General features: G+C 58.4%; 17 protein-coding genes. 10 read left to right on the top strand and 7 right to left on the bottom strand.

Annotated features, from left to right (window positions below; genetic code table 11):
- Positions 1 to 45 precede the first annotated feature (45 nt).
- The 4 genes from J2R80_RS40725 to aepX all read right to left on the bottom strand — a co-directional run bounded on the left by J2R80_RS40725 (position 46) and on the right by aepX (position 3,668).
- Positions 46 to 1,143: a PLP-dependent aminotransferase family protein gene (locus tag J2R80_RS40725; protein ID WP_253640680.1), complete on the bottom strand. Its 1,098-nt coding sequence runs from the start codon at positions 1,141 to 1,143 to the stop codon at positions 46 to 48.
- Positions 1,144 to 1,172: 29 nt separating this feature from the next.
- Complete coding sequence (locus J2R80_RS40720; protein ID WP_253640679.1) at positions 1,173 to 1,787, bottom strand: CDP-alcohol phosphatidyltransferase family protein; 615 nt, start codon at positions 1,785 to 1,787, stop codon at positions 1,173 to 1,175.
- 21 nt (positions 1,788 to 1,808) lie between these two features.
- Positions 1,809 to 2,603 (bottom strand): phosphocholine cytidylyltransferase family protein, encoded by a 795-nt coding sequence (locus J2R80_RS40715; protein ID WP_253640678.1) that lies wholly within the window; start codon positions 2,601 to 2,603, stop codon positions 1,809 to 1,811.
- A gap of 195 nt (positions 2,604 to 2,798) precedes the next feature.
- Entirely contained in the window at positions 2,799 to 3,668 is an 870-nt protein-coding gene (aepX, locus tag J2R80_RS40710) for a phosphoenolpyruvate mutase (protein ID WP_253640677.1), read from the bottom strand.
- A 636-nt stretch (positions 3,669 to 4,304) separates the two neighbouring features.
- Between aepX and J2R80_RS40705 the strand changes: the two genes are divergently transcribed.
- The 7 genes from J2R80_RS40705 to J2R80_RS40680 all read left to right on the top strand — a co-directional run bounded on the left by J2R80_RS40705 (position 4,305) and on the right by J2R80_RS40680 (position 12,630).
- Positions 4,305 to 4,946, top strand: coding sequence for a type VI secretion system ImpA family N-terminal domain-containing protein (locus J2R80_RS40705; RefSeq protein WP_253640676.1), 642 nt, complete (start codon positions 4,305 to 4,307; stop codon positions 4,944 to 4,946).
- 397 nt (positions 4,947 to 5,343) lie between these two features.
- Positions 5,344 to 5,532 carry a transcriptional regulator domain-containing protein gene (locus J2R80_RS43890; RefSeq protein ID WP_375162636.1) on the top strand — a complete coding sequence of 63 codons (189 nt, stop codon included), beginning with the start codon at positions 5,344 to 5,346 and terminating at the stop codon, positions 5,530 to 5,532.
- Positions 5,533 to 5,590: 58 nt separating this feature from the next.
- Positions 5,591 to 6,124: a DUF2285 domain-containing protein gene (locus tag J2R80_RS40700; protein ID WP_253641085.1), complete on the top strand. Its 534-nt coding sequence runs from the start codon at positions 5,591 to 5,593 to the stop codon at positions 6,122 to 6,124.
- 7 nt (positions 6,125 to 6,131) lie between these two features.
- Complete coding sequence (locus J2R80_RS40695) at positions 6,132 to 6,407, top strand: hypothetical protein (protein ID WP_253640675.1); 276 nt, start codon at positions 6,132 to 6,134, stop codon at positions 6,405 to 6,407.
- Positions 6,408 to 6,493: 86 nt separating this feature from the next.
- On the top strand, positions 6,494 to 8,314 hold the full coding sequence (locus J2R80_RS40690; protein WP_253640674.1) for a trehalose-6-phosphate synthase: 1,821 nt from the start codon (positions 6,494 to 6,496) through the stop codon (positions 8,312 to 8,314).
- A gap of 632 nt (positions 8,315 to 8,946) precedes the next feature.
- Positions 8,947 to 11,082, top strand: a complete 2,136-nt coding sequence (locus J2R80_RS40685) for a prolyl oligopeptidase family protein (RefSeq protein WP_253640673.1) — start codon at positions 8,947 to 8,949, stop codon at positions 11,080 to 11,082.
- A 573-nt stretch (positions 11,083 to 11,655) separates the two neighbouring features.
- Entirely contained in the window at positions 11,656 to 12,630 is a 975-nt protein-coding gene (locus J2R80_RS40680; protein WP_253640672.1) for a LysR substrate-binding domain-containing protein, read from the top strand.
- Between the two features lie 14 nt (positions 12,631 to 12,644).
- Here J2R80_RS40680 and J2R80_RS40675 read toward each other — a convergent pair whose 3' ends face one another.
- From J2R80_RS40675 to J2R80_RS40665, 3 genes are all read right to left on the bottom strand, one after another.
- Entirely contained in the window at positions 12,645 to 13,010 is a 366-nt protein-coding gene (locus tag J2R80_RS40675; RefSeq protein WP_253640671.1) for a DUF3088 domain-containing protein, read from the bottom strand.
- 16 nt (positions 13,011 to 13,026) lie between these two features.
- Positions 13,027 to 14,205 carry an MFS transporter gene (locus tag J2R80_RS40670; RefSeq protein WP_253640670.1) on the bottom strand — a complete coding sequence of 393 codons (1,179 nt, stop codon included), beginning with the start codon at positions 14,203 to 14,205 and terminating at the stop codon, positions 13,027 to 13,029.
- A gap of 356 nt (positions 14,206 to 14,561) precedes the next feature.
- Complete coding sequence (locus J2R80_RS40665; protein ID WP_253640669.1) at positions 14,562 to 16,802, bottom strand: tetratricopeptide repeat protein; 2,241 nt, start codon at positions 16,800 to 16,802, stop codon at positions 14,562 to 14,564.
- A 972-nt stretch (positions 16,803 to 17,774) separates the two neighbouring features.
- Between J2R80_RS40665 and J2R80_RS40660 the strand changes: the two genes are divergently transcribed.
- Genes J2R80_RS40660 through J2R80_RS40650 form a run of 3 tightly spaced genes read left to right on the top strand, consistent with a single transcriptional unit; the run spans position 17,775 to position 19,829 of the window.
- The gene (locus tag J2R80_RS40660) at positions 17,775 to 19,403 is read left to right on the top strand and encodes an acyltransferase family protein (RefSeq protein WP_253640668.1); all 1,629 of its coding nucleotides are present in this window, start codon (positions 17,775 to 17,777) and stop codon (positions 19,401 to 19,403) included.
- Positions 19,400 to 19,591, top strand: coding sequence for a hypothetical protein (locus tag J2R80_RS40655; protein ID WP_253640667.1), 192 nt, complete (start codon positions 19,400 to 19,402; stop codon positions 19,589 to 19,591). Before J2R80_RS40660 ends, J2R80_RS40655 begins: the two co-directional genes overlap by 4 nt.
- Before the next feature lie 31 nt (positions 19,592 to 19,622).
- Positions 19,623 to 19,829, top strand: coding sequence for a cold-shock protein (locus J2R80_RS40650; protein ID WP_050424578.1), 207 nt, complete (start codon positions 19,623 to 19,625; stop codon positions 19,827 to 19,829).
- The last annotated feature ends 212 nt before the right edge of the window (positions 19,830 to 20,041 follow it).

Below are 20,041 nucleotides of genomic sequence, written 5' to 3'. Positions count from 1 at the left end.
TCTTTTCCTCGTCTTCGACCGATAAAGTGGCGTCACCGGAGTTCTTCAGGCGGATATGATCCTGGCCAGAATGGTCAGCCCGCGCCGCAGGTCGTCCTCATCACGCGTCTCGCAGTATGATATCCGAAGTCCCTGCATCGCTTTGGTCAGTGCCGGTTCTGCCGCGAACTGGATGCCTGGACGGACGAGCACGCCTGCGGCGAGAGCCTCGGACGCGAGGTCGCTGGCGTTCGATCGCGTCGGGACCCAGACGTGCAGTCCCAGCGGTCCCTTGGCGAGATCAGGCCTTTGCAGGATGTCTGCCGCGATCGCCCGCCGCGACGCCGCGATCTGTCGGATCCTCGTCGTCGCGTCGTGCGCGGTTCCGTTCGCGATAAAGGCCTGGGCAAGTTCGGCCTGTAGCGCGGCCACGAACCACATCGACATCTTACCGTACTTGTCCATCAAAGCGTCGGCATCCTGTGCTCGCGGAGCCATCAGAAACGCCACTCGCATTCCCATCACGACCGTCTTGGCCAGCCCCATCACATACCAGGTGAGCTCCGGAGCAAGAGTTGCGATTGGCGGGCCCGCATTTTCGACCATCAGCGCTTGTGCTTCATCTTCGATGATCAAAACGTTATATCGTCGCGCGATCGTGGCGATCGCGATCCGCCTTTCGGTTGACATCACGGTCGCCGTCGGATTCTGAACGGTTGGAATCGTGTAGAGAACCTTGTTCGTGTTGATCGTGCGGCAGGCGTCCTCGAACGCGTCCGGCTTCAATCCTCCCGGATCCATCGGTATCCCTCTGATATTGAAGCCGAGGATCCGGGAGAGAGCCTGCATGTTGGGGTATGTCATCTCTTCGGTCAGCAACGTTCCGCTTTTGCTCACGAGTTGATTTAGCAGCAGGAAAAGCACGTTCAGCGTGCCGTTGGTAACGATCATCCGATCGATGTCGGGCACGAAAGCCAGCCGCCGGGAAATCCATTCGGCGCCGGCTCGCCGATCTTCTTCGGTTCCTCGTGGCCGGTTCGTTCTTAGAAGCCCACCGGCGTCCTTGCGGTGAATTCGTTCGTCCATGCTGCTTGCCAGTGACGCTTCCAGGGTCGCAACGATCGGCGGGACCGCTCGTGACAGGTCGATAACGTCTTTACGCATGGATGCCTCCTGGCGCGCGAGGGGAGCCGTTAGACGGAAATCATGGCGCGGATAGACAGAGCCGCCGACGCTGCGACGCTAAACAAAAGAATTGCGATGTACATCGGTCGGCTCGGGGCCGGAACAGGAATGGGCGAGACGTGCAACACGGAGAGTGCGGCAAACGTCCCAAGCAGAAGCCATGAGAAGACCGGCTGCAGCACGAATGGCTCGGCCAGTACAAGTAGCGCAAGCAGTGGAACGTCGTAAGACAGGGGCAGACCCGAAAAGTATCGATCCGCCGACAGGCCAAACACCCCAAAATAGCTCAGACGAAGCGCGCCTGCCACAAGCAGCATCGTGCCAAGAGCGGCAGACAGGGGGCTCACGCCATGCAACTGCAGCAACGTGATTGAGGGAAATACCGCGCCGTAAATGAGATCGGAGAAGCCGTCCAGATTTTTGCCTATCTTCCCGGCCGTTTCCGAACGATTGCGAAGCCGGCGCGCGACAATGCCGTCGAGGTGATCTGCGAGCATCGCCCAGAGGGCTATCGCGACAGCAAGTTCTATGCGACGGTCGATCGCAAGAGACAAGGCTACGCCCGACAATATCACTCCAAACGCCGTTATCGCATTGGCCGGGTCAAGCAAATAGCGGAGCATCGTCTTCGCTCGCTGGTCAATTCAAGTTCGAGGGCTGTCGTGCCGAGGCGTCGAATGCTCTTCCCCGAACAGCTCGTTCGCTATTCGAAGATCGTCAGCCGTGTCGATCTCCCACCAGCGCTCATGGTCACATCGCGCTGCCGCGAGTTGCAGGCCCCGTCGTTCGATCAGATATGCGAGAAGTTCTTCCGTGTAGGACCTGGTGGCCCCTGATCTGATAATGTCGTCCAGGCCCGGAACGATCGTTGCCCGCAGAGTGGACGCCGAGAAGCGAAACAGATTCAGCGTCTTGAAAAGCGCTGGATTGCGCGAAAGGTCGGCGCCAGACTGTTTCAGACGAAAGCCGGAAATAAAGCCAGCTTCGGAGAGCAGAACTGCCGAGCCCTGCATCCTCGCATCAAATGGCGCGACGGCCGCGACCGCGGATGCCTCGCTTTGATCGAAACGATCGAGGACGGCTTGCTCGAAAAAGACGTCCCCCTCCAGCAGATAATGATCGCCGCCGAGCAGGACATCGCGCGCCAGCCAAAGCGAATACGCGCTGCCGGTCTGGTCGAAAAGAGAGGACTCGATGTAGTCAATTCGGACAGAGCCAAACCGGGCTCCGCAAACGTACTGGATGGCGTCTTTGCGGTAGCCGACGACGATCGTGACGCTCTCCACCCCGACCGCCTCCAGACGTCGCAAGGTGTTCAGGATGATCGGCGTCCCATTGACTTCGACAAGCGGCTTCGGTCGCAAATCCGTGAGTGGCCGCAGGCGGGAGCCGGACCCAGCGGCAAGTATGACCGCATTTTTCGGAGCAACGTCAGTCATCCGGAATCTCCCTTCAGTATGTCGGATGCTCGCGGGCTTTTAGGCTTGGCCGACCGCGGCCGTCGTGAAGCGCGGAACTTCTTCCCTCGTAGGGTCCGGGAATCCGTTCTGATCGGGGACGCCAGGCCCTGCAACATCGTGCGACGCTGCTCTCGTGGTGCCACTCGAAACGACCTTGAGCCCGCATGAAAGGGCTCATTGTTCATGGTGCTGAGGATGAAGGTAGTTCGCTTCGGCGCGGGCGAGCTCGTCATACCCGAGCAGTTCGAAAACTTCGTCGAGGGTCGCGATATTGGGCTCGACGCTGGCGGTATTCTCCTCCGCGACGATGCGGCTGCAGACCTGGCGCATCGCGGCCATCGCGGCTCGCATGGAGTGGTTGGCCCAGATCACGGTGGAAATGCCCGCTCTGCGGTACACCGAGACCGGTGTTCGATAGTACTTCGTTGGCACGATCACGACCGGCAATTTGTTCTGCCACGCTCGCGTGAACGCGAGGATCTCGTCGGCGGCGCTTCTGCGGGAGTGAATGAGGATCGCGTCGGATCCGGCGTCTGCATAGGCGTGGGCGCGCGAAATTGCTTCCTCGACTGCATGCCCCGCGATGAACGATTCGATACGGGCAACGAGGACCAGATCGTCCGCGACCGCGTCCTTTACAGCGCGCAACCGCCCGGAAAACTCGTTAATGTCGGCGAGCGGGTGTCGATCGCCGATGAGCGAGTTGGTTTTGGGAAAACAGCTGTCTTCCAGCGTGACGCCGGCAGCGCCGCATTGACGGAGCTTCCGGGCCAGCAGGCGAGCATTGTTGAAGTTGCCGAAGCCGCCGTCGCCGTCAACCAGAACCGGCAGCTGGCTCGAGTCCACGATCCGCTCGACGACCCCGACAAGCTGACTCCAGGACGCTTCGTTTGCGTCGCGATAGCCAAGGCAGGACGCAATCGACAGGCCGGATGCCCAAAGCCCCTTGAAACCTGCGCGTCCGGCGATCGCCGCGGAGAGCCCATCGTGCGCTTCCATTAGAAACGATATTTCGCTGCTGCAGCAGATCTGGACGCGCATCATGTCCGCGAACGACTCTCTTGCGGACGGAATAGGGCGATTTGCGGAGACGGTACGTGCTCGGACCTGCATGCGAACCCTTGTGCATCTGAACGGCCGGGTGCGCCTGACCAGCCGACGCTCGCTATCGACGGTGACATGTGGGCGTCATCTGGATCAATGACGAGCGTTGGTAGTTGACTGATCTCGAAAATAGAGGTGCCGGCCGATGCTGGCGCGTTCGATCCGGCCCAGTGAAATTTGAGGCCTTGTAAGGCACTCAGACAGCGCGTCTGCGTGCGAACTTGTTTCACTTCATGCCGCAGGAGTTCGGCTCCAGTCCTCGTACGTCGCGCCTTCTGGCAAGAGCGTGGACATGGTGCGCCTGAAGCGAAACGACGAAGCGCACCCCGGAGCGCTAGCGGAGCTTCCGATGTCGAATGTGCGACGTGAGATTCCTCACATCGTCGTTAAGCGCGTTTACGATCGGGCCAGGCCTGTTGGCATGATCCTTGATTGAAACACGTCAGCAGCATCGGCTAAAGGAGCGGCAGTGGTGACTCGCAAAATAGTCGACCATTTGCGGATTGTCTGGGCCGGTCACGACGTCGGCCGTTTCGATGAGTCGAGCGATCGTGCCATCAATGCGACCTTGTCAGCATGATCGATTACTGGATCGCAGCCCGCGATAATATCGCTGCGCGTTCACGCAGCGGCGCAGCGCCTGTACCTGCAGGCCATAATATTCGTGGGACAGCCATCTTTAAACGGCTCGAAGCCGAGATCCGGCGCATGGACCTGGAGGGGCCGGCCGCCGTCGACTGGAGCAAGGCCAATATACTGGCCCTCGATATTCTGTCGAAGCGGTCAAAGGATATCCTGGTTGCCTCCTGGCTCTCCTATGGCTTGTTTCGGGCGGAGGGATATGAGGGTCTTGCCGTCGGTCTCGGCATGTTGCGAATGATGGTGGAGTCGCACTGGGACGCGTTATTTCCGCCGAGCAAGCAGGAAAAAGCGCGCGCCGGAGCGGTGGAATGGCTGCTTCACCTTGCGCCGGCATTGGCCGAGATCGAGCCGACCGACGCCGATGCTTCAGCAGTGGTCGCAGCCTGCGATGCTCTGGAGGGGCTCGCTCGTGAACTCAGGGCGAAGCTGGCCCACGGACAGGTCGCGCTGAACGTTTTATCGCGTTCGCTGCAACCGTACAATGAGCGAGCTACCGTGGTGATCGCGACAGCGGCTGAAAACGCGACCCGAGCCATCGAACCGATTAGCATCAGGGTCGCCCCCGTAGGCGGGTGAACGTTCTGAACAAAGGGCAGATCGAGACTGCGCCTTGGAAGCAACGCTGGCGGCCTGATGCACAGCTGCTCATGCTACCGGACAGGCCTTCCGAGTATTGGGCGAGTACTGTCGACGATTGTCCATGGCGTTCCCATCACCGGCAACCGGCATTCGCACGTGCAGAGTTTTGATAGCGCATGGCCGGCAAACACGTCGTGGCGAGCACGATCGCCCGAACGCTCCAAAACGGAGAGCGACGGTATCGGGGGCGGACTAGTGCTCATGTGATCGCAAAAGTTGATCGTTCCATCACCTAAATGCGGAAAACGTCGAGCGGCTGAGCGCGTGCAACTACAAATCGTCACAACCAGGCCGTTTCCTTGCCTTCGCATTCCAGAGCTTGCGGGGAACAGTGATGTCAGGTGCCGACTGGAGATCAGAAAGCGCATATCAGGATCTGAGGAAAGCAGAAGCTGCCGACATAGCCTGGGAGTGGCTGCGGCGCGATCGCGAGTATCAAAAGGACTTCAAAGCCTTGAGCAGGAAGGGGCGGTCCGGTGCGGATCACTTCCGACGGAAGTGGGGACTGACGTTTCGCAGCTGATCCGAGAAAGCCGTTCGACGAACAGGCCGTTTTCTGGGCCCCTGAGGCCTTGGCGACAGTGCTGTCCATCCGCACGGCGAGCGGTTCGGCCGACTCGGTTCGATACAGACTGGATTTCGCCGAACTGGCCGGCAGCGAGCTCCGGCAAGCGGTGGATGGTTGGCATGCCATCGTGTCGCTCGGAGGAGCGAAACATCGGCTGTGGCTAAGTGAGCTTTCGCCAGGTAGATCGCCGGTTGCCATCGACTTGCCGCTCGACCGCAACTTCGATGTCCGTTTGCGGGCTGCTCATCGATTTTGGCTGGCGCTGGAACATCGCCGTGTCGGATGGCCCCCTCTCGCCCAGTCGGGTGACACCCGGGACAGGCACATACTTGGCCTGCGTGCCGTGGATGGATGGCTCGAAGGCAACAGCTACCGCATGATCGCTGAAGGCCTGTTCGGCAAGTCTCGCATGCCGGATCGAGGCTGGAAGACACATGATCTGCGCAGCCGAACCATTCGCCTGGTCCAGATGGGACTGCGCCTCATTCGCGGCGGCTATCGAAACTTGCTTCGTCAAAAGGGCAAAGGCAGTGATGATACCACCTGAGCTCTGGATGATTGGTCAGCTGCGTGCCATGCCCCAAACCAGCAGCCCGAAGGGAGCGAATGTGTTCGCACGCACAGCACCTGAGCACATCGTGGCTTTGAGAGCGACCATGTGGGGACAAGTTGGCGGGCAGACCCTGCGTACGCTTATCAATGCAATGAAGCTGAACGTCTTCATCCTACTTCGATGCCGGTGCCTCATGCGCAACCATCGCGCCGAAGTCCTGGATGAGAGCATCGGTGCGGCTATCTGGCTCGCGACTAGTCAGCTTGCGGAAAGCTAGCCCTGCCATCCTAGGCTCGTGGGAATATCTCTCGGGGCTGATCTGCGACAGAATCAAACGTAAACATCGTCAAACGGAGTTTTGAGATGGTTCGAATTCATGATGCGCGCGACACGGCAACGTTGGCTTACGGCAGTACATCGGGCGCTCCCCAGCAAGATGAAACCCTGAACCAGCACGCTTTTGAGCAGCAGCTGGACGAGATATCGCAGGACGCGGATGAATCAGGCAGTGGAGGTCCTGCCCATTCTATGGCCTCGAACGAGGTCGCGGATGTGGTCAACCAGCAACCTGATTTGAAGCTGGTCGTCATTTCGAACCGCGGCGCCGAGTTCGATCCTAATAAACCCCAAGCCGGCGGGCTTGCTGCTGCCCTCGAGCCCGTCGTTGAACGCTCCGGCGCGGCCTGGATATTCTCATCGAACGTCCGCGGCGACGGGAGTGACCGGCCCCTGCCACTCGAGGATATTGGTACGGGTCAGATCGCCAGGCTCGATCTACCGGCGGCGCATTTTGCCGGCTACTATCGGGATTATTCGAATTCAACGTTGTGGCCGGTATTGCACTCCTTGTCCGACCGGATGGCGCGCACCGAAGAGGGTTACGACAGCTATCGGCAGACGAACGATTTCATCGCGCGCGCGGCGTTCAACCTGCGGGATCGGGATGTATTCTGGGTTCATGATTATCATTTATTTCCGCTCGGAGCCGAGCTGCACAACCTTGGCATTGAGCGGCCAACCGGCTTTTTCCTGCATACGCCGTGGCCTGAGCCCGACATGATAGCGCGGGTAGCCAACCATCGCGAGCTGATGAAATCGATGCTGGAATACGATCTGCTGGGCTTTCAGACGAATCGGGACCTGAACAATTTCGCGGCCTGCCTGCGAACCCATTTCGGGCTGGAGAGCAGGGATGGTGTCGTGACTACGGCGCGAGGCCAGACGCGACTTCAAAAATTTCCAATAGGGATCGATCCGAGGCAGTTCGCAGAGTATCTCGCTGCGGACCTCTCTCCTGGAGAGCAAGAGAAAGTCTCGTCAATATTGCAAAGCGTCAAGGGATCCAAGTTTGCGATCGGCGTGGACCGGCTCGATTACACCAAGGGTATCGACAAGCGGGTCGAAGGGCTCAATCAGCATCTAAGGACAGAGCCCCACAGCATCTCGCTATTGCAGATCGCGCCGCCCTCACGCGACGACGTCGAGGAGTATCAAAACTACAGAGCTGACGTGGTGAGCGCTATCGACCACGTCAATGCCGAGCATGGCACAAGAGAGTGGAAGCCTATCCACTTCAGGAATGAGCCGTTCAGCCAGGCTGCACTCGCGCGGCTTTACCGCGCCGCCGATGTTGGCGTCGTGACCCCGTTGCGCGACGGCATGAATCTTGTGGCGAAAGAATATGTTGCCGCACAAAACCCGAAGCATCCCGGCGTGCTGATCCTATCCAAGTTTGCGGGCGCAGCTGAAGATTTCAACGAGAACGAAGCGCTTCTGGTGGATCCGAACCACCCTGAAGAGATCGCAGCCGCTATTTCGAGGGCGACCCGCATGCCGCCTGATGAGCGTGTCGACCGCTGGCGCTCGATGATGGACAAGATTGAATACTATACTATCCACGATTGGGCGGCGGACTACGTTAGCGAACTGGACAAAAGCCGCGTCACCGTCCCGGCTGATCAGTTCCACCATCTCGGTCTCGGCTGGACCAACGAAGCTCAAATGCCACTGTACCAGAATTATGCCACGGCTTTGACTGCTTTCAACGAGGTCGACTCCGCTGATGTCGCCTTGAAGGAGGCTGCCTATGCAGATGTTAAATCAAGATTCGAGGCGCTAGCGGCTCCACTGATGCATACGCAGGACAGACTCTGGGTCCTGCCGGCACCGGACAGCTTCGCCTAGTTCTGGTCGCATAGCAGTCCAGTGCCGGGGAGGACTGACGGAGCGAACAGCACACGGCGGATTGCGCTTCTGCAGCAGGAGAGAGGCACAATACAGGTTTGGCGGCTGGCGCGGTTCTTTCGATCCGCGCTGGCCCACATGATGAGCGGAACGTCGCAGCAAATACTTACAGTTACGAATTGGAGATCGCCATGCGCACTGCCATCAGCTTGATCGCGATCTGGCTGCTGATCAACGCGCTGTTCTATGTCATGCTGACGCGCGGCGACAAGTCTGCCCGATGATCCGGATCAGAAGAGCGTCCCTCATATTTGGAATAAGCGTTCCGATGGCAGGTCGGGGGCGTCCCGCTGTTCCGATTCTTGGCCGCTGAAGATCCATAGTACTGGTGCTGTCTGAGACTTATGTCGTGCCGACATTGCCCTGTCTGCTTGGCGACCAATGTCGGCAAGCGGACATGATCGTGTAGCCCTGAGCGGCTGAAACTTGCGGTGCCGTGGTCGGCATGCAGCTTGCAGTGAACGGTTCGCGAGATAGCGCGAGCCGAACCATGTCATGTATTGCGTATTTTCTGCGGCTTCCGCTTGACGCGCAGGCCTGCATGGCCGCTCGATCTCAGCCGGAGCAAGTCCATGAACACGTCAGTCCTCTCCGCAGCAATGCTTTCGATTGCCTGCTTCACCGCCATTGCGCTTTCACAGGAGCGTTCGCTTTCACAGGAGCGAAAGGCTGCCACGATCACTGACGATCCATTCCTCTGGCTCGAGGACATCGAAGGACAAGGCGCACTGGCTTGGGCCCGCGCCGAGAACGAGAAGACACTCGGGGTGCTCCAGTCAGATCCCCGCTATCAGCGTTTCTACGAACAAGCGCTCACCATCTTGCAGGCCAAGGATCGAATTCCATACGTTTCCCTGGGACGTCACGGGTTGCAGAACTTTTGGAAAGACGAGGACCATGTGCGCGGCATCTGGCGGCGCACCACGCTTGAAAGCTACCGTCGCCAGGACCCACAGTGGGAAACCATCCTTGACGTGGACGCTTTGGCTGTGGCCGAGAACAAGAACTGGATCTTTCAAGGCGCGAGCTGCCTAGAGCCTGAAGAGCGCCTTTGCCTGATCAGCCTTTCCGACGGCGGCAAGGATGCTGCGTCCATACGCGAGTTCGACTGCAAGGCCAAGACCTTCGTTGCGGACGGCTTTTATCTTCCAGAGGGCAAGCAGAGCGTCAGTTGGGTCGATCGTGACACGCTCCTTGTTGCAAGGGACTGGGGCGAGGGCACTTTGACGCAGGCCGGCTACCCCTTTGTGGTCAAGGAGCTCAAACGCGCTCAGCCGCTCAGCGAGGCGCGCGAGGTCTTTCGCGGCGAACCTGGCGATGTTCGGGCGGTGCCTTTGGTGCTTCGAGACAGTGAAGGTCATGTTCATGCGACGGGGGCCATTCGTGCGATCGGGTTTTTCGAGCATGAGTACGTGCTCTTCCGCCCCGATGGGCCCGTCAAACTCAATCTGCCGAAGAAGGCGGAGATCGTGGGCCTCGTGAGGGGCCGCCTATTTGTGAAACTTGACGAGGAGTGGACGCCGTCGGGTGACGTCAACTTTATTGCCGGCTCGCTGATTTCGTATGACCTGACCGAATGGAAAGCGGATCCGCTGCGCGCCAAAGCCTCGCTTGTCTTCAAGCCTGGGCCTCGTCAGGCGCTGAGTGGGCTTAGCTTCACGAAAAACCTGTTGATCCTGACGATCCTGGACAACGTTCAAAGCAAAGCGTTCGTTTACACGTACGATAAGGGAGCCTGGTCGGCGACGCCGATCCTGCTGCCGGAACATACCAATGTAGGTGTGACGGCCGCTTCCGACGAGGCGGACCAGGCCATGTTCGCCGTCTCAAGCTATCTCAGGCCAACGTCCGTCTGGTATTTTGATGCCAAAACTCAAAAACTCGAGGAGTTGAAGACAACACCTACTGCCTTCGATGCGTCCAAGCATGTCGTAGAGCAGTTCGAAGCGACTTCGCGTGATGCGTCAATTCCCTATTCCTTGGTGCGACCGAAGAACGCAAGGTTTGACGGCGCCATTCCGACACTTCTTTATGGCTATGGCGGATTCCAGGCGTCGCTTCTGCCCTCTTATCTAGGCCCTGTGGGGCGGCTCTGGCTCGAACAGGGCAATGCCTATGTCGTTGCAAATCTGCGAGGGGGCGGCGAGTTTGGCCCGCAATGGCATCAAGCAGCCCAGCGGGCGGCGAAGCAGACGACGTGGGATGATTTCATCGCCGTTGCCGAGGACCTGATCCGCCGCAAGATCACAAGTCCGCGCCGGCTCGGCGTCATTGGCGGCAGCCAGGGTGGGCTTCTCGTTGGCACCGCAATCACCCAACGTCCCGAGCTCTTCAACGCGGCGATCATTCAGGTGCCGCTGTTTGACATGCTTCGATACACCAAATTGGGTGCCGGCGCCTCCTGGATCGGCGAGTACGGCGATCCCGCTTTTCCCGAGCAGCGCGCGTGGATCGAAGGCTACTCGCCCTATCAAAAACTGGTGCCGGGCAAGCCATACCCCGCGCCTTTAATTCTGACCTCCACCAAGGACGATCGCGTGCATCCCGCGCACGGCCGCAAGGCTGCAGCAAAGCTCGCCGCCCTGGGCCAACCTTACTTCTATTACGAGAACATCGATGGGGGGCACAGCGCGGCGGCCAACCTCATCGAAACGGCGCGTCGACTTGCCCTTGAATACACCTATGCATCGAGGCGGCTTTTGTTCTGAATGAGCCGGCGGACGGGTCAATCGAACCAGGCTCCAGACCATTCATGATCCCTGGTCACCACGTCCGCCAGCTGAATCATTGAGGCGAGACGCGAGGCGATACACAGAACCAGCCAATCGACAGGCAAAATGCTGCAGATTAAGGGGAACTGGACGAATCCCGACAGCGCTACAGGTGTTCGAACACAAGCCCGCAATGTCCTGTTCGTCATGCAATATGGCTGGCCTAGTTTTGCTGAGCCGGATTGGCCCATGAGTAGCTATTCCAAACCTGAAAGCTCCGTCCTGGCGTTTCTGGAGAAATCGCGTAGCGATGAACCCTGCACCGAATGGTCTCAAATCCGACTGTGCCTCAGGGAACCCAAGATTCGAAGGTTTGTGTACCTGATCGATATCTGGTCCTGCGGGTGGGGTAGGGAGCCGGGTCGTTGAGTTCGCCGTGACAGGCCGACCCGAAAGAAGTGTCAGTCGTGCGCGGTCCCGGCAGTCAGCGATGGCGGTTGTTGGCGCTGGAGAAGATCGGTGCACTGCACGGCTCCACAATAGCTATCCCAGTGAGAGGCAGGAAAGAAGATGCGCAAGCTACCGATCCTGAAGAGCCTCCATCTGTTTGAGGCAGTCAGCGAGTTTCCAAGTTTCTCGAGGGCGGCCGAGCGGCTAAACATGACGACCGGCGCAGTAAGCTACCAGATGCGCCTGCTTGAGGATTGGTTCGGCAGGAGACTATTCGTGCGGCACAGTTCGGGCGTGCGGCTGACATCCGATGGCGAACAGCTCAAGCGCAACTGTGCAAGCGCATTCACCATGCTCGAGAAGGGATGCTACGAGCTGCGAAGGCGCCATGCAGGACGTTCTGTGGTGGTCGGGTGCTCAACCACATTTTTGTCGCACGGCCTGTTGCCCCGTATCGGTCGGTTCCGCAAACTTAATCCGGACATTGACCTTGTCTTTGAAACGGAAGCCGATCTTGACGCGCTCGCCGTTGGTGCGTTGGACGTATTGTTTGTCGCCGGCCCGCTGAAGCGGCCGCTTCCCGTCGGCGAGGTGCATGCTTCAAATGAGATGATTGGCCCAGTCTGTGCGCCAGCTACGCTCGAGGCGATCAAAAGCCCGGAAGATATTCTGTCTATCTCTCTGTTGCACGAGGCTGACAGGCTGGACGCCTGGAGCGAATGGGCCAGCGCAGCTGCAATATGCTTGCAAGCATCGCGCAAGGTCGTTTTCGATACATTTTCCTTGACTATGGAGGCGGCCAAAAGTGGGCTGGGAGCCGCAATATCCTCGCAAATTCTGGTCAAAAGCAACCTTGAGAAAGGAGAGCTCGTAGCTCCATTCGGCTTCGTGCCGGTCAATCGCTCAATCTACATGTTTGTCAATGGGCAAGCCCGCAATAGCGCGGCTGTCAAACAGTTTGAGCGCTGGGCGCTGTCAGAAATACTGATGCCGAATCATCAGCCATCGCATTTCGAGGCCCCAACCCGGCAGATCAAGCAAGCCGCTCAATCGAAGGGCCCCCCGGATGGGTCCCTGCAGGCGTCAAGTCGTTGATGGCCATCATGGACCTACCAGCTGCGGACTGTTCGACGGTAAGATGCAGGAAATCCGTGGCGCGCAGCCAGAAGATCAAGGATTGCAAACACATCGTTGACATAGGCGAGCCCGTTCGCGTACTTCGCATTCACTGGTAAAGGGCTTTCCTTCTCCAAAATCAGAACGGGCGCGGACTGATGATCCTGCCCAAGCCTCTCGATGAGCGCGGCTCGTGGCCTCGCCCAGGGAATCCGACGAACGTCGAGCCTCGCAGCGCGGCTTGGAAACGCGGACAGCAAACCGTCTAATAGCAAGCAGTGCCAACAATAGAATTGTCGTCCCGGCAAGGCCGGATCCGAAAAAGGGCGTTCTAAAATGAACAGCTGATCCCATGGCATGGTGTGGATCCCTGATCTAGCGATCGGCAGGACATGAAGCTTGAGAATCCCTTGATCTGACCACCGCGAAGGTCGCAACGGCGAAGGCAACAAGTGCGCTCGCCGCGCATAAGAGAACGATCGTGCCGAGAGCAAGCCAATCACCTAGAAGCGACAAAGCAATGCCATTTCCCGCAACGCCGCTGTATGTGCAGCATTGAAATAACCCGGAAAGGCGACCGGCCCGGTCGGGAACCACTGAAGACACCATGTGCGCGTGAGCGGCAGCCGCAAAGATCTGGCCGAAACCAAGCATTGCGCTGCTGGACGCGATGACCACGGGCAGGCCGGCATCGAGTGACATCAGCGCAAGGCATGCCGCAAGCAGGATTGCAGCCCCGGCAATGGTCGGCAGAGCGCCTAGCAGATCGTAAATTGGCTTGACGGCTAGCGCGCCCAGCAAGGCAAAAACGCCGTTCGTCATGACAATCGTCAGTAGAACGCTTTTGTCGAGAACCCCGTCAGCTGTGGCATGTATCGCAGGATAGACATTGATGATGCCGGCGCCGAGGTTGAGCAGAAAAACAGCCAAGAATGCGGGATAGAGCGGTGCCAAGTCCTGGACGGTTCCCGAAGGCCGCGCCTCAAGCACTGCTGGCGTTCTTCTGAACTGCTGCTTGATGCCAAGGAGCACAATCAAGGACAGCATGATCGCCGATACGTTGAAGGCCAAAACGCCGGGCAAGTGCAATTGATCGGACAGCATGGCACCTGCAAACATTCCCAAAAGATAGGTGAGCCAGTCGATATTGGCGATATTGCGTAGCACCGAGATCATGCCGTCTTCCGATGTAATACGACGGAAGAAAGCAACCTCTGCAGACAAATAGACCGGCTGGACCAGGCTCAGGACGGCCATTGCGGCATAGCTCTGAAAGGAATCGGCTCCGTCGCTGCCGAGGATGGCGAGCAGCGCGCATATGCGAACAGCATTGACGATCATCATGGCCGAGATCGGATCGCCTCGGTCGACCAACGGCGACAGGAAGAGGCTCCCGAGCATGATAGGCGCAAAAGTAACCGCAATGCCGAGACCCGCGGCGCTCATACCGGATTGCAGAAGGCCGATCAGGATGCCGATACGGAACGCCCAACCACCGATCTGAATGATCAAATGCGAGAGATAGATGAACTGCCGTGTGTTCGCCCCGCTCATTGTTGACTTAGCTCATCGGGGATCATCTGATCGCTTGACGCGGAAGGACAGATGGATGGCACTGGCTTTGTGACGCGACATCGGTGCGATGAGCCCGCAAGCCAACGATGGACGCTCTCGCAATAGGACGGCTTGGCAAAAGGCACCGCATTTACCTATCTACCTCCCTGTCGGCGTTCGGCCATTCGCGACTACGCCGGCCCAGGCGCTTGCTTTGCCGGTCAGCCTGAGTTGCAGCGCTTGCCGCAACAGCATCCGCTAGACCCGCCGGAGCTTTGATGTGCAACACTCATGTTCTTAGCGATCCTGTCTCACGCCGCTCGCGCTCGATGGCAAGAGTGCTATGAGCCGCAAGCTCACCGCGGCTTCGCGGAAGATGTAGAAGCTCGCTCCCGCCGCGAAGCCAAGTCAGCTTGCAGGCTTTTCTCAATGTGCTCACGGGTGAGGACGTAGTCTGGGTCTCCTCCTATCTCGACAGCGACTGTCGCGTGGTTCAGTGACATATCTGGCCGGCCCTCGTTGAAGTACTCGATGGCGAGATTGTTGTGGGTGAGCGCATGTCGAGGGTTAAGGTCAAGAGCTCGAACATAGTGCGCGATGCTCTCGTGCGCCTTGCCAAGCTCGGAATAGGCAAGGCCGATATTGCTCTGCAGGTCGGGGTTTTTGGAATTGATCTCGGCGGCCGCCAGATAGGACTCCAGGGCAGCCTTCGGCCTGTCCTGCCGCATCAAGATGTTGCCCTTCTCGAAGTGAGCTCGCCATTCATTTGGCTTGATGACAAGTGTCCTGTCGAGATCGGCGAGTGCGCCAGTGGCATCTCCCATTCTGCTGCGAAGTGCGGCCCTGTTCAGGTGAGCCTCATAATAGGGTGGGCAAAGTTCAATGGCGCGTGCATAGGCCTCCAGCGCCTCGGCTTCCCTTCCAGCCACTTTCGAAAGCAGGTTCCCCAGGTCGTTGTGATACTCTCCATAGTAGGGATCATAGGCAATGGCCTCACGCAACTGCTTCTCAGCCCGAGAAAGTTCGTCGATGAGTTCATAGACCTGACTGGTGTTGTAGATCAGAATCGATTGGTGAAGCTTGAAGCGCTCGTCGCCATAGGCCTTAAGCATCTTGCCAAGGCCTTCGGCGCAAAGCGCGAGGGCTTCGTCGTACTTCTGCTGTTTGGCCTTGATGTAAGCATAGGCGTTCTCTGCAAATACCTTGATGTAGTCGTACTTGTCGTGCCCCCTGAAATCCCGCTCGATGGTCTCCAGGTTCCTTAACGCGTACTCCTCGGCCAGCGTGAGGTTGACCGGCTGCTGATAGCGTCCATACGTCATTGATTGGGCATAGAGAACCGTTGGCGTGTACCGGCTCTTTGGGAAGGTTTTGTCAAATTCATCCAGATAGGGAACCGATACCCGCCCGCAGCCGAGTGAGTACAGCACGAAAGCCGCGTTGATGAAGGCGGCATTCACGCTAGCATCCCCGGAGCCGTAGGTGCGAAGCGCAGGGTCGGCGAAAATTTCCCCGAAATAGCCAAACCAGAGATCGTACAGGCCAATGCTCTGGAGAATCTGACTTGGTTCTGCAAGCAGCTCCAGGCGCTTGTACTTGTCCCGTACCGATAGCGCATGAAGCATGACGAGAGGCGCCTTGCCCGCCAGATAACGCTCTAGGCACGCATGGTGCAACTGCTCGTGTAGATGATCTGCGGTCGCCTGCTCGAAGATCGCATAGTTTCGCTGCGCGATCAGGTCAGGCGTCGTGCAGTTGGATTCAATGTAAGATTTGAGAAGGCTATGCCGCTCCCCCGTGTTGAGGCTGGCCAGATAGAGATCCACGGTCGCGGTCGGGTCGAGATAGCCGACGACTGGTAATCCTGCCGCAGCGCATTTGCTCAAAGCCTCCGCAATCAACGGATTGCCGCCGCTTGCCTCATAGATCTGCCGATGCTTCTCCGCGGCGAGATCCGGATCAAAAGTTGGTCCCAGCTCTTGCGAGCTATATCTGCCGAAATGAACCTCGCTGGCGTCCGGGAAATAGAGGCGTTGCTCATAGTCAATCAGAACGAAGCGAAACAGCCGCGCATCGTCGTCCAGCCTGACGAGCAGTTTGATCAGGTTCTTGGCCGAGCCGGACAGGGCCGCCGCCCGATCGATGACGATAATGTGACGCTCGTTGTGCCGTTGGGCGCAGTTGATCAGGAATTCGGCTAGTCCGACCAGAAGCTTGTTTTGATATTCATGATGATAGAACCGGGTACGCTCCTCCTTGCTCGAGGTATTGGTGAGATCCTTCGGCACGGTAAAGGCGTCGCTGTTTAGGAGGGGGAATAGCCGCTTCAAGGATTGTTGTGCCGCCTCAACCAGTTTGGGCCTATTTTCTTTGGCCCACCTTAGTTCGGCGTCAATGAGCGTTTGCAGCCCGGCAAGATAGCCGCCGGTCCGCCAGTCGCCGTCGGTGATAGAGAAGTTATAATGGGAGCTCGCGAGTGCCGATTTGATCGTCGGCAGCGGCGCCATGCCCGCTTCCGCCTTCAAAATCGTGATCGCACTGAGCTCGACGGATGCTGATATGGCTGAAAGCACGCGCTGCTGGATCAAATCAACCATTTTACTCTCCCGAACCGTCACAAAAGAGGGTGGTCGAAACGACCACCCTCCGATGCCGCTATGCTCTCATCAGGTAGATGCATCCAAGGCATCCGTCGCACCAACCTAGAGCGTACCCGTGTACGGAGTGGTGGTGCGGATCGTGGTCTTGATCTCGGCGATCTTCTTTTTCATCACGTGTTCCTTTCCTTCGCTGGCACGCCAGATCCAAGCGAAAGCGCGTCCGGTCGTGCAGAACAAGAATAGTAAATTGCTGCACCAATCCGCAGCGAGATTCCTTGACAGTCGTTGTCAAAAAGATTGAACGCGCGACTCGGATTGGCTGCTCGTTCCGTCTGCGATGCGTTCAGGTAGCGATCTCACTCTCGGCTGGCTTAGGCCGGCTGGTGGCGGGGCGTAAGGACGAACCTGGTCGCAAGAGTGTCACGAGGATAGGCACCTTGTGCGCTCCGCTTCTGCACATGAACCTCCTGGTGGCTGGCTGATGATTAGCCTTTGCGGTTTTCCACGTAGGACGTGAACTGATGCACGTATCCGTTGTGAGGCTGCCCTTAGTGACAGCGTGTTGCTCTGACCTGGGCTTTCATCGGGTACCTTGCGTCCAAGCTCCCTTCGCAGAGGGAGCGCAAATTGGCTGGCGCCGACCCATTCAGGAAGGCTTCCGGTGAGACAATGGCGCGGTTCAAGTTTGACAGGTCAGCGGACGTAGCGTGGGCCAGAACCGGTCGAAATATGGACCTCGATCCGAGCCACCCTACCAGAAGTCAGAGTTTCAGCGCTGACCGGCCTACCAATAAGGTGCGAGAGCGCTCTGATAACCGATTTGAGCTTCCGAAGAAGTTTGACTGATCGCATGGCACGCTCGCGCGATGCGATCAGTCTTCCCTGCCTTTAGCACGTGTCCAGCTGCGTGCCTTTGGTGCCATCGACCGCCAGGATTTGTACCCACCTCGCAAATGACGAGCGACATCGATGGTTAAGCAGATACCCGCGCTGACCGGTATCCGGTTTGTCGCGGCGGCAGCGGTCGCATTGTCTCACGGCGGCAGCCTGTTCCTGCAGGGACCCAGTCTCGCGCTTGATATCAGCGTCGGGACACTCGGCCTGCTCGGAATGTCGGTCTTCTTCACGCTGAGTGGCTTTGTCATTCAATATAACTATGGCCGCTCGATTGTGAGCAGCCCGCGGAAAGCGATCCCGGACTTTCTCGTGGCGCGCATAGCGCGAATCTATCCTCTGTTTGTTGTTCTCTTTCTCGTCGAATTGCTGACCGGACCGTTTGTCTGGCCGTGGCTCCTCGGAACCAAGGCGCCGGCCGAGGGATTCTCAACGCACCTCATCCCGTTTCAACTCGGGATGGTTCAAACCTGGTTTTTTGCGAATATCGCCGGTGCAGCTCCCGTCTGGCAGTACGAGGAGGTCGGCATCGTCTCCTGGTCGGTGAGCACCGAGTGGTTCTTCTATCTCGTTTTTCCGCTCGTTTGTCCGCTCCTTGCGCGGATCAGAACTGTGCCCGCCGCGGTTTTGTGCGCCATTGGAGCCGTCGCAATCGAGCTTGGCATCGACCTTGCCGTGCTCATGCTGCAGGGCCGCATCAACCTGTTTGCGCTTCATGCCTATGGCACGGAGGCGGCTCTGCCGAACTGGAAGAACACGATCATCCTCTGGATCGTCTACTTTTCGCCGTTTTGCAGGGTGTGGGAGTTCGTTCTCGGCTGTTGCTTGGCAAGGCTCCATGAAGTGTGGTCGGCGCAGGATTTTAGACCGTCGCGCGCTCTGCTCGACATCGCGGCAATTATTGGCGTCGGAGCGATTAGCTGGGTGTTCTGGTTTACCGCCCACAAGCCGCCATTTGGGGCTTCCATGAGCCTGTTCGATATTGCACGCAACAATATCGCCCTGGCGGCGCCGGTTGCGCTCATCCTTGTCGCGGCGGCTCAGCCCAGCAGCATTGCAGGACGGCTGTTGTCAGCAAGATGGCTTGTCTTTCTGGGCGAGGCCAGCTTTGCCCTTTATCTGATACACATCATCATCTTCCGGCGTTTTCCGGTGGTGCGTTGGGAAACGTCGATCCAACTGCTTAGCCATCTCGGTGCGTTCGCTCTTGCTTTCGCCTTGGCGACTTGCGCCGCGATCTTGTTGCATTTCGGCTTCGAGGTACCGGCCCGCAGGCGAATTCGCGGCGCCTATCAGGCGGCCTCGGCGGAACAGCGCAGGCTCCTGGTGCGATGGGGAACTGTCGGCTTTGCCGCTCTTGTTGGTGCGGCGGCCGCGTATGCACTGCGGGATGCGACCGGAGATGCCATCACGCAATCGGGTATTTCGGTCGTTTCCGGCACGTATGGCGGCAATTGCCGCTGGATGTCAGCGCGCGGCAACACCACGGATGCGCTTGCAGAAGCGTGTAATGGTAGGAGTGAGTGTACGTTTCGTACAGAGGTGACACGGATTGCTGATCCTGCTCCGGGTTGCGCAAAGGAGTTTGCCGTCGCCTGGTTCTGCAAGGGAGACCGCAGCATTCGCGCAAGCTCGGCTTCGGATGCGCATGCGACGTCGTCGGCTCTGCAACTATCCTGTAACAAGGTGGCGCGCGATGATTGAGCCGCGGGCTGAACGCCCATCCGGATCTCGCCCCTGAAACGAAGATTTACGACGTCAGGGTCTTGCTGCCGGCCGTCGCACAAAACAGTCAGCACTTTGGTCATCGGGCAAAAGTTGAGGGCGTGATTGCTGCGGCGGACGAGCGTCGTTTTGCCGCCCACCTTGATGGCTGCGAGAGTCTTCGCTAGATCACGAAGGTTCACTGATGGAGATGCCGCCGTGGCAATGGGTATTGTGAAGTGGTTCAATTCCAGCAAAGGTTATGGCTTCATTCGGCCGGAGGACGGAAGCGCCGATGTGTTCGTACACATCAGTGCCGTGGAAAAGGCCGGTTACACCACCCTTGAGGAGGGGGCTCGGGTCAGTTACGAGCTCAAGGCCGGGCGCTCGGGCAAGACGTCAGCTGAGGATCTTCGGGTTGGCTGATTGAAGTGCACCTGCGGGCTGCCCTCTGCAACTTGTGATCTCGCGCCTGTCCGGCGATGCCTTGATCTGGTTCGCCGGGCGGTCCTTTACGACCGTCGCTTCCAACTGAGGCTTTGCCGCAAGCCCCGTGGCGGCTTCAATCAAGGCATTGCTCGCCGGTGCCACAGCAGTTCCGGATTCTGCCCGCCCTGGAGCAGTGTGGACCTGACACA

Source organism: Bradyrhizobium sp. USDA 4541, from assembly GCF_024171085.1.
GTDB classification, from domain to species: domain Bacteria; phylum Pseudomonadota; class Alphaproteobacteria; order Rhizobiales; family Xanthobacteraceae; genus Bradyrhizobium; species Bradyrhizobium australafricanum.
The sequence above is the reverse complement of the archived record's forward strand: the minus strand, read 5'-3'. Positions and strand labels throughout refer to the sequence as shown.

Coding starts and splice junctions, on each gene's coding strand:
- J2R80_RS40725 (WP_253640680.1), bottom strand. CDS start 1,143: ATGCGTAAAGACGTTATCGACCTGTCACGAGCGGTCCCGCCGATCGTT.
- aepX (WP_253640677.1), bottom strand. CDS start 3,668: ATGATGCGCGTCCAGATCTGCTGCAGCAGCGAAATATCGTTTCTAATG.
- J2R80_RS40670 (WP_253640670.1), bottom strand. CDS start 14,205: ATGAGCGGGGCGAACACACGGCAGTTCATCTATCTCTCGCATTTGATC.
- J2R80_RS40690 (WP_253640674.1), top strand. CDS start 6,494: ATGGTTCGAATTCATGATGCGCGCGACACGGCAACGTTGGCTTACGGC.
- J2R80_RS40675 (WP_253640671.1), bottom strand. CDS start 13,010: ATGCCATGGGATCAGCTGTTCATTTTAGAACGCCCTTTTTCGGATCCG.
- J2R80_RS40695 (WP_253640675.1), top strand. CDS start 6,132: ATGATTGGTCAGCTGCGTGCCATGCCCCAAACCAGCAGCCCGAAGGGA.
- J2R80_RS40685 (WP_253640673.1), top strand. CDS start 8,947: ATGAACACGTCAGTCCTCTCCGCAGCAATGCTTTCGATTGCCTGCTTC.
- J2R80_RS40680 (WP_253640672.1), top strand. CDS start 11,656: ATGCGCAAGCTACCGATCCTGAAGAGCCTCCATCTGTTTGAGGCAGTC.
- J2R80_RS43890 (WP_375162636.1), top strand. CDS start 5,344: ATGTCAGGTGCCGACTGGAGATCAGAAAGCGCATATCAGGATCTGAGG.
- J2R80_RS40720 (WP_253640679.1), bottom strand. CDS start 1,787: ATGCTCCGCTATTTGCTTGACCCGGCCAATGCGATAACGGCGTTTGGA.
- J2R80_RS40705 (WP_253640676.1), top strand. CDS start 4,305: ATGATCGATTACTGGATCGCAGCCCGCGATAATATCGCTGCGCGTTCA.
- J2R80_RS40665 (WP_253640669.1), bottom strand. CDS start 16,802: ATGGTTGATTTGATCCAGCAGCGCGTGCTTTCAGCCATATCAGCATCC.
- J2R80_RS40660 (WP_253640668.1), top strand. CDS start 17,775: ATGGTTAAGCAGATACCCGCGCTGACCGGTATCCGGTTTGTCGCGGCG.
- J2R80_RS40715 (WP_253640678.1), bottom strand. CDS start 2,603: ATGACTGACGTTGCTCCGAAAAATGCGGTCATACTTGCCGCTGGGTCC.